Here is a 15,529-nt window from a genome sequence, read left to right as displayed (position 1 = left end):
CAGGGCCATCAGTTGATTACAATCTCGTCAGATACTGCGTAATTTCTAAGATTTTTGTTTTTCATCAGCATGACATTTTTGCCACTACACATATTGGAATCGAGCTCGTAAGCAATCATTACCGTGCAGAATAAATCATCATGCGTTAAGGCTGCATGCTGGTAAGGTTTAATGTCGTTCAAATCGTAATCAAAGTTCTCACCTGTCCACAAGATCACTGGCACATGGGTTTGCTCTTTAGGGGCCAGCATATATGGGGCAGCATGCAAGTAAAATCCATGCTCGCCCAGCGACTCACCATGGTCTGCAACATATAGCATGGCGGTTTCATATTGATGGTCATATTTCTTCAGAAAGTGGATGACTTCTGATAAAAAATAATCCGTGTACAAAATGGCATTGTCATAAGCATTATCGATTTCTTGTTTTGTACAATCTCTCAACTCTCCCGTTTGGCAGGCCGGTTTAAATCGCTCGAACTCTTTAGGATACCGACGATAGTACTCAGGGCCATGGTTACCCATTTGATGCAGGACAATCAGCATGTCTCTATCTTTGTTTGCATCAATATATGTCTCCAGCTTGCTCAGCATGCCAACATCTCGACACTCACCATGGCAAATTGGGTTCATGGTCGGTGATTTAAAATCCTCATAGCGAATACGCGTAGCTACCCCTTTGGAGTCAGAGTTGTTGTCCCGCCAAAGCACGGCAATGCCATGCTTGTTAAGAACATCGAGTAAATTCTCTTGTGCAAGCGCCTTCTTTTTTTCGTAATCTTTACGGCCTAATGAAGAAAACATACAAGGGACTGAAACCGAGGTCGATGTACCACAGGATGTGACGTTACTAAAACTCAGGATATTTTCTTTAGCCAGCAGTGGATTGGTTAAGCGTGAATAACCATTTAAAGAGAACCTATCTGCACGCGTAGTCTCGCCTACGACCATGATGATCAACTCTCTTTTACTGGTAGAGAGGCCTAAACTTTTAGTATCCCCAGCCACCATCACTAAAGGCTGATGATTGCGCTGGATGAAGGAATGCTGGGTTGTATATTTAATAGCAGAGTACGCAGCATATGTTGGGTTTGCGTAGAACCTCACAATCTTGTGCTCTCGAATAAAGCATGTGTAATCTGCTGTAAATGGAATGATTAATAGGACAATGGCTAATAAGCAGAACGTCATAGCCTTTAACCTGGAACCTAACTCCATGTTGAAGTTCGCTGGTCGTGGACAAAACTTAATCACCAATAGCGCAGGAAGAATGCCTAATAAAATAGTTCTCACTACCAGACTTGAAGTAACCAGGCCGGTCAATTCACCCTGGTCTGTTTGCATCACGTTATCAATCATTACAGTGTCTATGATGACCCCTAAATGATCCATGTAATATGCAGACTGTGCGGCAATGATTAACATGAGTGCCAGCACCCAGCGAGTCCATCGGCCATGGCTGACAACTAAGAAAAACATCGCGGTTAATGCTGTGAAGAACAGAAATAGCGATGTTAGAAAAGGCAGATTTCTGATAGTGAACGGGTAGATATCCAGAATGCCATTGAACAGGCGGTAATTGCCTGTCAGCATAATAAAAACCGTTACCAGCAGAATGGTTGCGACCTGTTTAGATATCCCAAAGTTACTTTGGGATATGCGCATTAGATTTAATGGTGACATACACCCCCCGATATCACTAAAACCTATGTCTACATAATTAGTGCATTAATATTATTAAATGCATTCTGACAATTAACGTAATTTAATGCAATTCTATTTATTGTTATTTATTGCCGCGAAGTTGTATCCAATTAAATATGCTTATTATGGTGATGGGTCGCATCTGTCAACTCACATCATCAAATCACGATAAAACATCATCACGGTGGATAAACTTTATCGAAACTGAATACTTTTGATTAACTGATTACTAGAGTCATAGTAGTAAGCTTCGTATGATATTTTTTTCAATGCGTAGACTTTTTCAATGACAATTTTGTGGGCACTGACCTCCTGCGCTCGCACATAGTCCTGCCTGATTTGGTCTAGATCCGTTAACCGAATAATGCTTTCGAACTCAAACCCTTCGCTGTATTTAAACTCAATCGAATAGATCAAATCATCCCAATTAAAAGATGCATCGTAGCCTTTTGACACCCGGACAACATGAAAACTGGGGTTATGGGCTTCATGAATGCTAATGAGGGCACTATTTAACAAAATGACGCCTGAGAATACCATCGCACCATAGCCTATCTTGCTAAAGATACTGATTGATATTTTGGGTAGTACATATTTCATTAAATATGTAGCTGCAACTGCCGCGACAGCAACTAACATGCCGATATAGAACGCCTTAAGCGTAAAGAGGCCGAAGGACGCGTACAGGCATATTTTCACTAAATGTAGAATAATCTCATTTGCCGCACGCGTAGCAACGATTTCCTCTTTGCTCAATCCATACCTGAGATACACTGCATTGAATAAAACGCCCACTGCGCCTGTTAAGGCAGAAATGAACCCTGCTAGAAATCCAATTAACTTGAGAAAATGGTTAGAAAATGGAGACGCAGTTTTACTAGGAACTGATGTCTTTTTGAATATGTAAGGCAAATTAGAGACAAGAAAAACTGCCATGCATAACTCTATATAAATAGGCGACAAATAACTCAGCAGCCAAGCCCCAACCAAGACGCCGACTAACGCAAACGGCAAAAAATGTCTGACAATATGCCAATTAATTTGCCTGAAAAATAAATAAAGCTTAGTGACTGAACTAACCGATGTGCCGATTGAAAGCGCTACCGGAACCTGAGCGGCTGGCAATGCATATCCCAAGATAGGGATTAATAAAAGCCCAGCACCTCCCCCACAAATCATACTTAAGGCAAAGGCAAAGAAAGCAACGACCAAAATATTCAAATAGATCATGACGACCTCACCTGAATAAGCTGCCTGCTACTCGTCCCCTTAAGGCAAAAATTTACGACACAACTTTTGCGACTAAAACGCTGCCCGCTCGTCTGCACATCATCCATCAATAGAACTTTCATAAATTGCCCTCAATGAATTTTGGGGCTTAATCAAGTTTAGAAGCTAAACTGAATTACACGATGGTCATGCTACTTAGTAAACCTTATGTGAACCTTAGGCATATAAGTGTTATGTGAAAAGATTAAAGTAGCTTTTGGAGTATCTTGAAGAGGAGATCATGACTTGAGATTGCTCAACCCCCTCTAAACTAGCGGAATGCTGAAGAATTGAAAGCTGAATCGCTGCTTTCTGTTCGACATGGATAAAAACACGGCTCGCATTTCTGCAAGCCGTGTTTTATATGTTGCCAGGGGATCGAGCCCACGACAAACGGATTAAAAATCCGCCTACCTGATCAAAAGATACCCAAAACCAGTAACTACTGAATGACACCCAACTGTTTGAACAAGCCATAGGTGTCAATCACATCCCAGTGTTCGGCCAGCTTACCATTCTCGATACGAAAGATATCTACAGCATGAATACTGTAATGCTTGCCTGTAGATGGGATACCTAACCAGTCGCCTTGCTGGGTACCAGAATAAACACCATAGGCCCACACGGTATCGCCTTCACTCACAATTTTCTCCAGCCGATATTGCCAGTCCGGCACAGCTTTAAACCAGTCGGCAAAGAATTGTTTAAAACCTGACAACCCCTGCGGCACGATGGGGTTGTGCTGGATATAGTTATCATGCAAGTACTCTTGCAAATTCGTTAAATCTTTTTTTACAAATACCTCATTAGCAAAATTGGCTAGTAATTGTTTGTTCTGTTGCGATAAATCCTGGGCCATAGCAGACGCTCCATAAATAAACGATAAATAAAAAATAAATGCGCTCAGCATCACTTTCAATAACTTCATAAACACTCCTTTTCAAACAAATCATAAAATGGAGTTGCGCATATTATTCCCAATAGTTACTATTAGTAAGTAGGAACCTACAAGTAACTAATGAACTTAATTCCGAGTACATCATGAGTGATCAAGAAAAAAATGAATTAAACATTTCGACTAGCTGGAACGCATATAACGAGCAATGCCCGACCCGCCTGATGTTGAACAGAATTGCTGATAAATGGGCAGTATTGCTTTTAGGATTACTCGAGCGGGAAACCAAGCGATTTAGTACTTTGCAGCGTGAAACTGGCGGGATTTCGCAAAAAATGCTGACACAGACACTGCGCAGCCTGGAACGTGATGGCTTGATACAACGGACTGTTTATGCCTCAGTGCCACCAAAAGTGGAATACAGCATCACACCGCTCGGTTTCACACTGGTGGCACCCTTGGCCGCCATTCGGGTCTGGTCTGAAACACATATTGAGGAAGTCCTGGCAGCGCAGTCTGCTTACGATAAGGCTCAAGACTCAGAACAGCAGCGACCAAACGTGCGTAAGATCGTATTTAACTAAGATCCAATCTCAAAACAAAAAAGACCCAAGGCGTTAACCTTGAGTCTCTCATGTGTACTGTCCACCAAACAATCTTGTACTAACGCTCAGTTACTTCCGCCTGATTCAGAGGCAATTACCACGCCAAGCAAACATAACGGCCAAAAATCTCAATCGGCATCACACCATCAGTCAATCAGCCTCTGGTTGCCTGCCAATGACCCGAGATGCGCACCTAGAGCAGAATTTTAGAGTTCAGATGAAGATAGAATTGTATGTCTATTGAAAAACATGAATAGATACAAAACAATAGAAGTATTGATTAGTAAAACCATTAACTTGAAATGAGTGTATTGGTGGAATAAAGCGTAAACCTCATACGGGATAAGCACACCTATACTGGCAATACCCAAAGTCCTTCCCCATGGGCGTTGATTCCATAACCCAATAGACTCAGAAAATTTGATTACAGAATACATCAATGCGCACACGCAAACAGCGGCGAGTTCGCCTCCACTAAAATTCTCAGCCACCTTGAGCAGCAGACTCACGTAATGACCTTGAGGATCGAGATGGAGTCTGCCGACGAGTGTTTCCGCTAAATCATAGGCATTAAGATGAAAATCCAAAATAAAAACGAGCAGGGCAACCAACATGAGCATGGCCTTACCGCCCTCAAACAATGCAATCACCCGAATGCCTAACCTATTTGCAAGTTTCAACCTAACCCCTTTACCGAATTCGACTCTAGCCACGTTCATCTTAAATTAGAACCAGCTATAACGATAGCTGCGTCTGAAGAAATCCCAACTCCCACGCAAAACCAATATAACGGCCAACGATCACAACCGGGATTACCATCGTATCAGCTAGCCCGTGATTAATTGCCTACGGCTCAAAGCGTGCGATTATGGACACCAGCTGTGGCTGGCAAGTATGTGAATCTCAGATTGAAAATAAAACGTCTTAGTTTGATAATATGATTTAACAAATCACTAGATTATTGCTGCTATGTACATTTTGAAATTAGTTAGATATTTTTTATTCGTATTAACTTTCTGGAGTTTTGGGAACATAGCGATGGCTGAAGGCAGTGCGGTTATCACGTTAGAACAACTAAACCAGATGTTTCAAGAAATGCGGGCAAATCCTGCGTACAAGAAAGGGAGTATTGACGGTAAGTTACTTTGGGGGTATTTCTTTACTGACCCTAGTCCCAAGAAACTTGAGCCGGTTGCTGACTACTTAACAAAAAACGGGTATCGCTATGTCAATATTTACCCAACTGACGACAAATCAACCTTTTTTCTTCATATGGAAAGAGTCGAACACCACACACCTGAATCACTCAATGTTCGTAACCATGAGTTCTACAAGCTCGCAGAGAAATATCATATTGAATCATATGATGGAATGGATGTTGGCCCAACTAATTAAGGCCTTCTTATCGATAAACCCCACTCCCACGCCAAGCCAACATAACGGCCCACGATTGCCACCGGGATTCGTCGTATCAGCCAGCCACTGACTGATTGGCTATGGCTCAAGGCGTGTGAGTATACGCAGTGTTTTTGAGCTGCAAATTTAGTGAGTTTTCGGAGTATGGCCTCATTCCCAGAACTGGGAATTAATTGTCATTTTGGCTAACGCCGCCATATCAACTCTCTTTAAATTCATTTTGGCATATAAACTTGGAGTATTTACTCACCAATATAACCAGCTTTCGAAAGCTTGCTAATAAAGTCATGAGTGAAGTAATTCAGCGGAGTGTTTGAGCCTTCAAGATTTGGTCCGGCTAGTGTATATCTCTCTTCCATACCTTTACCAATCTGAAGCATTTCACCGTTGCCACTAGCACTATACTGCAATGGGTTGTAAGCCAGCTCTAGATAAATAGTATTTTCAGATGTATTTTTAACATGTCGAATCATAACCTGAATTAAGCCATCGCGTTTTTTCTGCGCTATCTGCTGCGCCATAAATGTTCTGGTGGCAACAGATGAATTCAAGTTAACAAATTGGTCAGCTTCAGTATGTTGTTCGTTTTGAATTTCCGACTTTAAGTACTCTGAAACCTTTTGTGATGCTTCCAGCAGGGTAGCATTAGCATTTTTGCCAGTGGGGTCGCTATAGGAGGAGTTAAAACCTTCGCCTGCTACTATTAACACTCCAAGCTTGCTTTTATCAGGATTATTTACTTTTTCTGGTAATGATGAACATGCGGGAATAATTAAAGCAGTAGCTATTAGAAGCGTTTTGAGCGACATGATTATTATTCTTTTGTGTTGGGAGATGCGCAAACTTATATCAGCCATGTTGCAAATGTGTGATTTCAGACTATCAAAAAATTAACCTGAGTAATAAATGCTTCATTAAAAGACACTAGGTAGTTTACCTCACCCCAAAACAAAAAAGACCCAAAGGCGTTAACCTTGAGTCTCTCTATAAATGGCGGCCCCTCTGTGAGTCGAACACAGCACCAACGGATTAGTTATTTTGGGCTATGCCTTATAGCAAATTAATCTGCTACCATCCCGTGCGAGAATAATTCTCAACTATAAGCGAATTCTAATAAGACAGTATTCATAAGGAGAGGGTATTAAAAATGATAATAAATAAAAAGAAACTATTGACCTGTGTTAACTTTTTGGCGTTTAACATATTAATAATGTTCTCTGTTCCTGCATTCTCACTACCAATTGTGCATACAGTAGACTTTATCAGCGACTCAGATCGAACTGGTTTCAACGGTTTTGAAGAGTTTACTGAAGACATAGTCTTCAACACAACATCACACACAGAAAATGGTATTAGGGTTGAGCGTGTTGAAGGGGATATAGCAGATATCTGGACCTCTCTGGGCTCTACAGAAAGAACGGGCTTTGAAGGTGTGCGCTCCTGGTACCCTGAACCTGTTTTAGTTTATCCTCTTTTTACAGGTTACGACAAAATTACTCTTAGCTCTGGAGCTTCTTTCGAATCAATCGGGATGTTAGTTGGCTCTGGTTATGGAGGCTATTGCTTGCCGAATGAGTGTGATTATTTTGCAACAAAAATTATTCTTCACTATGAACTGCTATACCAAGGAGTCAGTGTTTCTAACGGGACGCTAGCTCATCACCCTAATGCTCATTATGTAGGCTTTTCTGGTGGCGGATTCGATGAAGTTAGAATTTGGGATCGGGCAATTGATGGATTATGGGAGCAGAGTGCTCTATTAATAGATTCTATTGAAGTTATTTCTTCCGGAGTTTCCTCTGTACCTGAGCCTAAAACATACGCCTTAGTTATATTGGGGCTTGGATTTTTGACTGTAACTACTCGAAGAAAAACTCAAAAAAAGAATATTTGAAACTTTAATATCAAATGGCCCTGTAAATGCAGGGCTTTTTATTTTTATCTACAAAACAAAAAAGACCCACGGCGTTAACCTTGAGTCTATCAATAAATGGTGGCCCCCCTGTGAATCGAACACGACGGAGTTAATGTTTACATGTAACATCTAGAAATAAAACTTGAATTCACACATAACGACCATGACTTTTCAGTTATCTCCTTCTGTACCTTGGTTGCTCATACGAATAATATTAGTAACCGCTCTGTCCTCTATTACCGGTTGTGCACACAACTCTGGATCAACAAATTGCCCTGACAATAATCTAGTTGATCAAGCATTCAGCTTTGGCGACTCTGGAGAAAATCAAGATATAGAGATACTTAAGGTTTATTACGGTATTCCTGGCTGCCCTCCCAACTATGATTCAGAAAAGCTTTTATTTAATGGTAAACCTCTACAAGTTACCAATATAGTTGGCGGCCCAGCACGTAGGGCTTGGATACTCACTGTTGAGTGGAGAGTAAAAAATACCAATACTGAGTACAAAGAGTCAGTAGATCTGAAAAGTCGCTTACCTACAGATATGACTAACCATAAGATCCACTTTTGGATAAAGGGTAGTCAATTATTTGTATTTTTAATCACGCCAGAGAAACGACCAAAAAATACACCTCCTAACGGACCAAGAATGACTCAACACCTTAAGACCATAACCGTTTTCCCCGATCAGCATTATTAACTCGCCAACGATTGCCACCGGGATTACCCGTCGTATCAGCCAACCCCTGATTGTATGGCTGTGGCTCAAGGCGAGCGACTATGGGAAGGGTTTGGGGCTTTAGGAGGTAAGTTTCTGGAGAAAAGTGGACTTGACGATCTGACGAAACCGATGCTGCCCGCTAAGCCATATGGAGAGTCGAAAGGTAAAAAAGTCGTCGAGTGCGTCGGGTGATTTTGATAACTAAGTTAGTGTTAATAGACTCTCACGAATCCGGAGGCCGCACGCCGGAAGAGGACCCTGCTTGACCGAAGGGTTAGACCGAGAATTCATGATCGAAGAATGCACTCGTAATCAGACTCGACATTAACTAAGACTTCGCAATCACAATAACCGCCGTGCTCTTTAAGCCAAGGAATTACAGTTGCGGGCTCAAACTTTCGGTCCCCCAGAAAGTCTAAAGTTTTACTCAAAGTGTGATCGCACCCTGCCTTTAGCTCAGAGTCCAAGTGAACGAATAGTGCCTTTAAGTCGCTTACGCTCAACTCCATAGAGCTCACAAGCATTTCTTGTTCTTTGGCTTTGAATGATTCCTTAAGCACTTTTTTTCGTTCCAGATCAGGCATGGCTGCGGTCTAACGTTTGAATTAAGGAGCGCCGTTAGACGTCTCGCTTGATTGATGGGTAGGGTTTGTTTGCATGACGAAAAATGAGATACAAAGCCCATGGCAAAACAACTGGAAACAATAAATTTGCTACCACTCCTGCGATGGCATTGAATTGGAGTAAACGATAGCCTTCGTATGCAAATAGCCAACTAAGTACACCGTATGACACAAGACCTCCGAAAAACCAATAAAGCCGCCTTTGTTTTGATAGGTTAGCAGATGTTGCAATCAGAAAGAACGGAGCCAGAGAAACCAAAAGAAAAACGAGACCTATAAGCAACGTGACATAAGGATTGAGCATTTGTATTCCCTAACGTTTGAAGTAAGGGGCTGGCGACAACCTGGGCTCAACCCTCGTTATTAATAAACATTCCATAAAAGAACCCTTTCGCCAGTCCCGCTTGAATGATGCGATTGTGCTTTCATCATTGCAAGTTACTTTCTCGGGTTAGTTCTCCCATGCCAACTGAGGAAAATTTGCTACCTTTCTTTTCGACTGGCATGTCAATGTTATTCACAATACGTGTCCAGTGGACGATCATGTGATTAGGATCAGAAAGAGTCATTGCAAATGACCACGTTTCTACCCACGTACCGTCTTCATCAATTCCAGACTCAATAGAAATCGCAATTGCATTTGTAGCAGAGCGGACAAATTTAAAGCGCCCAGGATTGATAGTGGATTTGATTTTTTTCCCGTTCTTGGTACGAACGACTTGCTCAACAGATATTGAGTTTCCATGAATATCAAATGTGAACTCTACGTCACATTCATCATCTGGCCAAAGCCCAGGGTCATAAAGGCACTTTACAACACCAAACCAATTGCCTTCATAGGTTGCGTCACGAAGATCACTCGCTTTTAGTTGAGTCTCAGACATTGCCAAGGAGGTTTGCGCTATAGCTGGGGAGATGAGCGATAGTAGCGATAAAACAATGGTGCGGATTAATAAGCTCACTCTTCGACTCCCAATGAGAATATTGGAGTTGAGACCTGCGCTAAAAAATTACTTTTACTACAGCTATGCATTTACAGTCTGATCCATCACTGGTGAATATCCCCGCTTTAGTAATGAAGATTGTAACCAATGATTTCCATAGCGCCCACACACAAACGCGTATGCAATTAATGTAATCGACGAAATTAAACTGATTGAAGTACTCTTAATGTGTTCCGCGTACTCTGAAAATAAATAGAGAAGCAAGCTAACTATTAATAACACAAAAAAGTGAACCCACATTTTCTTTACTAAGAACCAAAATGGTCCGAGCAAAAAAGCTAGCCAAGAAAATCCGAGCGTCACCTTAGCCACTTTGCCAGACGGATGCCTGAATATTATTAGTTGCTTCGCCATTTGTTATTTTTCTTTATTAGTAATGATCCACTACTGTACTGAATTTGCATTTATTATGCAAAAAGTCCAAGGCGTCAATCTTGAGTTTTGATGATTCCGCTTAATCCATTAGCGAGACTATTGCTCGGTTGAACTTTCTATTGAACAGCACCATAAAAACAAAGGGCTACGAATTAACGTAACCCTTTGTTTTTATGGTGGCCCCTCTGTGAGTCGAACACAGCACCAACGGATTATGAGTCCGCTGCTCTAACCAAGCATGAGCTAAGGGGCCGGAAAGCGTGGGATTATAAACTAATCCTGACCGTTTTCGAGGAAGCTGCGCAGACGTTCGGAGCGCGTTGGGTGGCGCAACTTGCGTAGTGCTTTTGCTTCAATCTGACGGATACGTTCACGCGTCACGTCAAACTGTTTGCCCACTTCTTCCAGGGTGTGGTCGGTGTTCATTTCAATACCAAAGCGCATGCGCAGTACTTTGGCTTCGCGCGGGGTCAGTGACTCCAGCACTTCACTGGTGGCGTCGCGCAGGCTGGCGTAAACCGCTGCGTCCATTGGCGCCAGTGTGGTGTTGTCTTCAATAAAGTCGCCCAAGTGGCTGTCTTCATCGTCACCAATCGGCGTTTCCATCGAAATTGGCTCTTTGCTGATTTTGAGGATTTTGCGGATTTTTTCTTCCGGCATTTCCATTTTTTCAGCCAAGGTTGCCGGATCAGGTTCCAGACCGGTTTCTTGCAGAATCTGGCGGCTGATGCGGTTCATCTTGTTGATGGTTTCGATCATGTGCACCGGAATACGGATGGTACGCGCCTGGTCAGCGATCGAACGCGTGATGGCCTGACGGATCCACCATGTTGCATAGGTAGAAAATTTGTAACCACGACGGTATTCAAATTTATCCACGGCTTTCATCAGGCCGATGTTGCCTTCCTGAATCAAATCAAGGAATTGCAAGCCACGGTTGGTGTATTTTTTGGCGATAGAAATCACCAGACGCAGGTTGGCCTCAATCATTTCGCGTTTAGCGCGACGGGCACGTGCTTCACCGGTGGTCATTTGTTTGTTGATTTCGCGCAACTCTTTAATTGGCAAGCCAACTCGGTTCTGCAGGTTTTGCAGGCGCTCTTGCTGGTCGAGAATCGAGTGTCTGAAACGGCTCAAACGCTCTGCATAGGCGGGCTTACCAGCAAGTTCGCCATCTAACCAGCTGAGGTTGATTTCGTTACCGACAAAGCTTTTGATAAATTGCTGACGCGGCATGTTGGCTTTTTCAACGCAGAAATCCATGATTTTGCGTTCATGCGTGCGCACTTCTTCTACCATGTTGCGCACCTGGTCACACAGGGCTTCTACTTGCTTGGCAGAGAAACGGAAAGCCGTCAGTTCGTCCAGCACCTGTTGATGCAGGGTTTTGTACTCAGCATCATTGGTACCTTTGGCTTCACGAATGCTGTTCATTTGCGTATTCGCAGCGCGAATGACGGCAAAGCGAGACAGGACTTCATCTTTGAGTCTGGCCAGCGCTTCGGCAGACAAGGCGGATGCTTTAGCATCGCCATCTTCGTCGTCCTCTTCCTCTTCTTCGTCAGCAGCTTCCTCTTCTTCTGCGTCAGCCACTGCCAAAGCATCATCCAGGCCGAGATCACTGTCAATCAAACCGTCTACCAGTTCATCGACGCTCATCTCGTCTTTTTCGACTTTATCTACCATATCCAGCAACTGGGCGATGGTGGTCGGACAGGCGGCAATCGCATGCACCATGTGCTTGAGGCCATCTTCGATACGCTTGGCGATCTCGATTTCACCCTCACGTGTCAGCAGGTCAACCGTGCCCATTTCACGCATATACATACGCACAGGGTCAGTCGTACGACCGAACTCTGAGTCTACCGTCGCCAGCGCTTGCTCGGCTTCTTCGGCAGCATCTTCGTCAGTCACCGCTGGAGGCGCATCAGACATCAGCAAGACTTCGGCATCCGGCGCTTCTTCATAGACCTGGATACCCATGTCATTGATCATGCCGATAATGCTCTCGATCTGCTCGGAGTCTTGCACATCATCCGGCAGGTGATCGTTAATTTCGGCGTAGGTCAAATAACCACGTTCTTTACCCAGAACAATCAGGGTTTTCAGGCGGGTACGGCGTGCCTCGGCATCCATTGCCTGGGTGGCGGGGTCTTTGTGTGTTTCGACTTCGTTAATTCCGAGCTCTTTGTCTAAACTTTTATCTGCTTTGGGTCTGGCCATGGCCGATTCCACCTCTAAAATGATTGATGCCGAGTGTTGGCTACCGCTACTGTCACATCACTCGATTTAACATTACGGGAAACCCTTTATTTTACCAGATTTTTGCATGTTTTTTAAGCATGCCCACACGGTTTTTAGGGAATTGCTGACTAGCGCTTGCTGGTTAACTGCCGCAGGGCCTCACGCTCTGCGTCCGACAGCGTAGAAAATGGCTTTTCAGTCAGCCGCCCTAACAAGGACTTTTCACGCGCAATGACTGCCATGTCTGATAATTGGGTACACGCCCCCTCAAATTCAAGCGTGAAGTCCAGCGTTTCGTCCAATAAAGACAACTCACGTTGCAATTGGTGTCGCAAAACCTCAGAAATATACGGGGTGATCATTTGCAGCAATACCACTGGCCGCGCCTCTGGCTTGGCGACAGCAGCCCTCAACACCACACGCAACATCTGCTCTTCATCGCCTTCGCCGACAATCTCCGCCATCAACTCTGGCTTAGCCCATTGCGGCCGCATCAGCAACATCAAGGCCAGGCGCACATACAGTGATAATGGTGTGCGCGAACGCTGGCGCACAGGCTTTTGTTTGGTTTTAACCGGATCTGGCAACTTGAGCATGCGTTGCATTTCGCCGCCGGCCAAGCCGGTCATCTCGGCTACTTTTTTGCGCAATAACATGGCATAACGGGGCGCCTGAATTTGCTTGAGAATAGGCTCGGCATCATTCAGAAACTGCAGCTTGTCCTCTTGCGAAGCCATCGGGTTATGCTCGCTCAAATGCTGAATAATGTATTGCGACAGCGGCATCGCCTTATCCATTTCAGCTTCAAATGCCTCTTTACCAAATTCACGCACAAAACTATCCGGGTCATGTTCGGCAGGCAAAAATAGAAAGCGCAACTTGAGACCATCTTTAATCGCAGGCAAAGCGTTCATCACTGCGCGCCAGGCAGCCGTGCGCCCGGCTTTATCGCCATCAAAACTGAATACAATTTCATCGGTCTGCCGCATCAGCTTGGCAATATGAAACGGGGTGGTTGCTGTACCCAGCGCCGCGACGGCATATTCAATGCCATATTGCGCCAGCGCCACTACATCCATATACCCTTCAACCACCAGCACGCGGCCTGCATCACGGATGGCGCGACGTGCCATAAACAAGCCATATAATTCATGGCCTTTTTGAAACAGCGGTGTTTCCGGCGAGTTGTAATACTTTGGCGTATCCTCGGGGTTAATCACGCGGCCACCAAAGCCAATTACTTCGCCTTTTTGGTTGTGGATGGGGAAAATAATACGGTCACGAAAGCGGTCGTAACGGCGCCCTTGCTCATTCTGCACCACCAACCCGGCCGTCTCCAGTGCTTCAGCCTCATATTGCGGAAACACCGTTTGCAGATTTTGCCAGCCAGCCGGGGCATAACCAACCTGGAACTTGGCCGCAACCTGACCACTTAAACCGCGGTTTTTCAGGTAATCAATCGCGCGTGGTGATTTTTTCAATTCTGCTTTGTAATAGTTGGCGGCTTGTTGCAAGGTCTCTTGCAAACTCAATAACACCGCCTTTGAGGGTGACGCTGGTTGATTAGGGTCGCGCTGTTCTTGCGGCACAATCATGCCAATCTGTTTGGCCAGGTCGTGTATGGCCTCAACAAAACTAAGGCCGTTATACTCCATCAAAAAGCTCAAGGCTGAGCCGTGCGCACCACAACCAAAACAATGGTAAAACTGCTTGGTCGGGCTGACGGTAAAACTGGGGGATTTTTCGTTATGGAATGGGCAGCAGGCCGAATAATTGGCCCCGGCTTTTTTCAGCGGTACTGCCTTGTCGATGACTTCGACAATATCTACGCGATTGAGCAGTTCTTGAATAAAACTTTCGGGGATCATAGATGCAAGTATCGCTTATGCGCACTAAAAAAACAAAGGGCGCCAAATGCGCCCCGTTGTTTATGCGGTTAAAGACCGATTAACCTAAGGCAGCCTTGATCAGGCCAGAGACTTTCGCCATATCTGCCTTACCTGCGACCAGCGGCTTCACCGCACCCACTACTTTACCCATGTCTTTGGCACCCGCAGCCCCCGTCTCAGCAATAACCTTGGCGATGATGGCGTTGATTTCACCCTCAGACAATTGCGCTGGCAGATACGCCTGCAATACAGTAACTTCAAATTTTTCCTGATCCGCCAGGTCGTGGCGGTTAGCACCTTCAAACGCAGCAATCGAATCACGGCGCTGCTTGAGCATTTTCTCAATCGCCGTAATCACGGCATCATCATCCAGCTCAATACGCTCGTCGACTTCGCGTTGCTTGATCGCCGCTTGCAACAAACGAATCACACCCAGCTTTTGCATGTCTTTCGCACGCATGGCGGTTTTCATGTCTTCGGAGATTTGTGCTTTCAGGCTCATAGAAATATCTTTATCTGAATGGAGGCTTAAATATGGGCTGTATAAATAGCTAAAGGTTGCGGAAACCCACAACCTTCGCATCATCGGTTAACCTGAAAGCGGCTAACCGTTCACTTCCACTAAAAATTAGTAGAGTTTTGTCGGCAACTGTTGGTTGCGCAGACGACGGTACTGACGTTTAACCGCGGCAGCGGCTTTACGTTTACGTTCCCAAGTTGGCTTCTCGTAGAACTCGCGTGCACGCAAGTCGTTCAACAAACCGGTTTTTTCAATCAAACGCTTGAAGCGGCGCATTGCAACGTCAAACGGTTCGTTCTCTTTCACACGAATAGCGGTCATGTAAATCCCTATCCTTCAAAAATGGT

Annotated in this window: 16 protein-coding genes and 1 tRNA gene; 4 read left to right on the top strand and 13 right to left on the bottom strand. The window is 44.4% G+C overall.

What is annotated here, in order from left to right; translation table 11 throughout:
• Window positions 1–8: 8 nt before the first annotated feature.
• The 3 genes from GQ52_RS06275 to GQ52_RS06265 form a co-directional block, all read right to left on the bottom strand.
• Window positions 9–1,682: a phosphoethanolamine transferase gene (locus GQ52_RS06275; protein ID WP_081979315.1), complete on the bottom strand. Its 1,674-nt coding sequence runs from the start codon at window positions 1,680–1,682 to the stop codon at window positions 9–11.
• Between the two features lie 216 nt (window positions 1,683–1,898).
• The gene (locus GQ52_RS06270; protein ID WP_047515946.1) at window positions 1,899–2,933 is read right to left on the bottom strand and encodes a sulfite exporter TauE/SafE family protein; all 1,035 of its coding nucleotides are present in this window, start codon (window positions 2,931–2,933) and stop codon (window positions 1,899–1,901) included.
• 481 nt (window positions 2,934–3,414) lie between these two features.
• Window positions 3,415–3,900, bottom strand: a complete 486-nt coding sequence (locus GQ52_RS06265) for an ester cyclase (protein ID WP_047515944.1) — start codon at window positions 3,898–3,900, stop codon at window positions 3,415–3,417.
• 113 nt (window positions 3,901–4,013) lie between these two features.
• On the opposite strand from GQ52_RS06265, the gene GQ52_RS06260 reads away from it, so the two are divergent.
• A complete protein-coding gene (locus GQ52_RS06260) occupies window positions 4,014–4,451 on the top strand; it encodes a helix-turn-helix domain-containing protein (RefSeq protein WP_047515942.1) in 438 nt (145 codons plus the stop codon).
• A gap of 227 nt (window positions 4,452–4,678) precedes the next feature.
• On the opposite strand, the gene GQ52_RS06255 is transcribed toward GQ52_RS06260, so the two are convergent.
• A complete protein-coding gene (locus GQ52_RS06255) occupies window positions 4,679–5,191 on the bottom strand; it encodes a DUF2127 domain-containing protein (protein WP_047515940.1) in 513 nt (170 codons plus the stop codon).
• A 319-nt stretch (window positions 5,192–5,510) separates the two neighbouring features.
• Between GQ52_RS06255 and GQ52_RS06250 the strand changes: the two genes are divergently transcribed.
• Complete coding sequence (locus GQ52_RS06250; RefSeq protein WP_047518555.1) at window positions 5,511–5,867, top strand: ribonuclease E inhibitor RraB; 357 nt, start codon at window positions 5,511–5,513, stop codon at window positions 5,865–5,867.
• Between the two features lie 263 nt (window positions 5,868–6,130).
• Here the strand turns inward: GQ52_RS06250 and GQ52_RS06245 are convergent, their stop codons facing one another.
• On the bottom strand, window positions 6,131–6,697 hold the full coding sequence (locus GQ52_RS06245) for a hypothetical protein (RefSeq protein WP_047515938.1): 567 nt from the start codon (window positions 6,695–6,697) through the stop codon (window positions 6,131–6,133).
• 338 nt (window positions 6,698–7,035) lie between these two features.
• Here GQ52_RS06245 and GQ52_RS06240 point away from each other — a divergent pair, with 338 nt between their 5' ends.
• Together GQ52_RS06240 and GQ52_RS14095 are read left to right on the top strand one after the other, a co-directional pair.
• Window positions 7,036–7,782 (top strand): PEP-CTERM sorting domain-containing protein, encoded by a 747-nt coding sequence (locus tag GQ52_RS06240; RefSeq protein WP_047515936.1) that lies wholly within the window; start codon window positions 7,036–7,038, stop codon window positions 7,780–7,782.
• 184 nt (window positions 7,783–7,966) lie between these two features.
• Window positions 7,967–8,506, top strand: coding sequence for a hypothetical protein (locus GQ52_RS14095; protein ID WP_152604417.1), 540 nt, complete (start codon window positions 7,967–7,969; stop codon window positions 8,504–8,506).
• Between the two features lie 308 nt (window positions 8,507–8,814).
• Here GQ52_RS14095 and GQ52_RS14340 read toward each other — a convergent pair whose 3' ends face one another.
• The 8 genes from GQ52_RS14340 to rpsU form a co-directional block, all read right to left on the bottom strand.
• The gene (locus tag GQ52_RS14340) at window positions 8,815–9,036 is read right to left on the bottom strand and encodes a DUF2695 domain-containing protein (RefSeq protein ID WP_369798338.1); all 222 of its coding nucleotides are present in this window, start codon (window positions 9,034–9,036) and stop codon (window positions 8,815–8,817) included.
• Between the two features lie 542 nt (window positions 9,037–9,578).
• Window positions 9,579–10,112, bottom strand: a complete 534-nt coding sequence (locus tag GQ52_RS13740) for a hypothetical protein (protein ID WP_152604416.1) — start codon at window positions 10,110–10,112, stop codon at window positions 9,579–9,581.
• Between the two features lie 63 nt (window positions 10,113–10,175).
• Window positions 10,176–10,508, bottom strand: a complete 333-nt coding sequence (locus GQ52_RS14335) for a DUF2628 domain-containing protein (RefSeq protein ID WP_047515933.1) — start codon at window positions 10,506–10,508, stop codon at window positions 10,176–10,178.
• A gap of 195 nt (window positions 10,509–10,703) precedes the next feature.
• A tRNA-Ile gene (locus GQ52_RS06220) sits at window positions 10,704–10,782 on the bottom strand.
• Between the two features lie 20 nt (window positions 10,783–10,802).
• Window positions 10,803–12,752 carry an RNA polymerase sigma factor RpoD gene (gene rpoD, locus GQ52_RS06215; RefSeq protein WP_047515931.1) on the bottom strand — a complete coding sequence of 650 codons (1,950 nt, stop codon included), beginning with the start codon at window positions 12,750–12,752 and terminating at the stop codon, window positions 10,803–10,805.
• Between the two features lie 149 nt (window positions 12,753–12,901).
• Window positions 12,902–14,641: a DNA primase gene (gene dnaG / locus GQ52_RS06210; RefSeq protein WP_047515929.1), complete on the bottom strand. Its 1,740-nt coding sequence runs from the start codon at window positions 14,639–14,641 to the stop codon at window positions 12,902–12,904.
• 79 nt (window positions 14,642–14,720) lie between these two features.
• Window positions 14,721–15,164, bottom strand: coding sequence for a GatB/YqeY domain-containing protein (locus GQ52_RS06205; RefSeq protein WP_047515927.1), 444 nt, complete (start codon window positions 15,162–15,164; stop codon window positions 14,721–14,723).
• Between the two features lie 126 nt (window positions 15,165–15,290).
• On the bottom strand, window positions 15,291–15,503 hold the full coding sequence (gene rpsU / locus GQ52_RS06200; protein WP_018987466.1) for a 30S ribosomal protein S21: 213 nt from the start codon (window positions 15,501–15,503) through the stop codon (window positions 15,291–15,293).
• Window positions 15,504–15,529: the final 26 nt, after the last annotated feature.

Origin of the sequence: Methylophilus sp. Q8, assembly GCF_000800115.1 — a bacterium.
Lineage (GTDB): Bacteria > Pseudomonadota > Gammaproteobacteria > Burkholderiales > Methylophilaceae > Methylophilus.
This window is presented reverse-complemented; position numbering and strand designations above follow the sequence as displayed.

What these genes read in the sequence shown, in the direction of transcription:
- GQ52_RS06275 (WP_081979315.1), bottom strand. Translation starts at nt 1,682, where the DNA reads ATGTCACCATTAAATCTAATGCGCATATCCCAAAGTAACTTTGGGATA.
- GQ52_RS06270 (WP_047515946.1), bottom strand. Translation starts at nt 2,933, where the DNA reads ATGATCTATTTGAATATTTTGGTCGTTGCTTTCTTTGCCTTTGCCTTA.
- GQ52_RS06265 (WP_047515944.1), bottom strand. Translation starts at nt 3,900, where the DNA reads ATGAAGTTATTGAAAGTGATGCTGAGCGCATTTATTTTTTATTTATCG.
- GQ52_RS06260 (WP_047515942.1), top strand. Translation starts at nt 4,014, where the DNA reads ATGAGTGATCAAGAAAAAAATGAATTAAACATTTCGACTAGCTGGAAC.
- GQ52_RS06255 (WP_047515940.1), bottom strand. Translation starts at nt 5,191, where the DNA reads ATGAACGTGGCTAGAGTCGAATTCGGTAAAGGGGTTAGGTTGAAACTT.
- GQ52_RS06250 (WP_047518555.1), top strand. Translation starts at nt 5,511, where the DNA reads ATGGCTGAAGGCAGTGCGGTTATCACGTTAGAACAACTAAACCAGATG.
- GQ52_RS06245 (WP_047515938.1), bottom strand. Translation starts at nt 6,697, where the DNA reads ATGTCGCTCAAAACGCTTCTAATAGCTACTGCTTTAATTATTCCCGCA.
- GQ52_RS06240 (WP_047515936.1), top strand. Translation starts at nt 7,036, where the DNA reads ATGATAATAAATAAAAAGAAACTATTGACCTGTGTTAACTTTTTGGCG.
- GQ52_RS14095 (WP_152604417.1), top strand. Translation starts at nt 7,967, where the DNA reads ATGACTTTTCAGTTATCTCCTTCTGTACCTTGGTTGCTCATACGAATA.
- GQ52_RS14340 (WP_369798338.1), bottom strand. Translation starts at nt 9,036, where the DNA reads ATGGAGTTGAGCGTAAGCGACTTAAAGGCACTATTCGTTCACTTGGAC.
- GQ52_RS14335 (WP_047515933.1), bottom strand. Translation starts at nt 10,508, where the DNA reads ATGGCGAAGCAACTAATAATATTCAGGCATCCGTCTGGCAAAGTGGCT.
- rpoD (WP_047515931.1), bottom strand. Translation starts at nt 12,752, where the DNA reads ATGGCCAGACCCAAAGCAGATAAAAGTTTAGACAAAGAGCTCGGAATT.
- dnaG (WP_047515929.1), bottom strand. Translation starts at nt 14,641, where the DNA reads ATGATCCCCGAAAGTTTTATTCAAGAACTGCTCAATCGCGTAGATATT.
- GQ52_RS06205 (WP_047515927.1), bottom strand. Translation starts at nt 15,164, where the DNA reads ATGAGCCTGAAAGCACAAATCTCCGAAGACATGAAAACCGCCATGCGT.
- rpsU (WP_018987466.1), bottom strand. Translation starts at nt 15,503, where the DNA reads ATGACCGCTATTCGTGTGAAAGAGAACGAACCGTTTGACGTTGCAATG.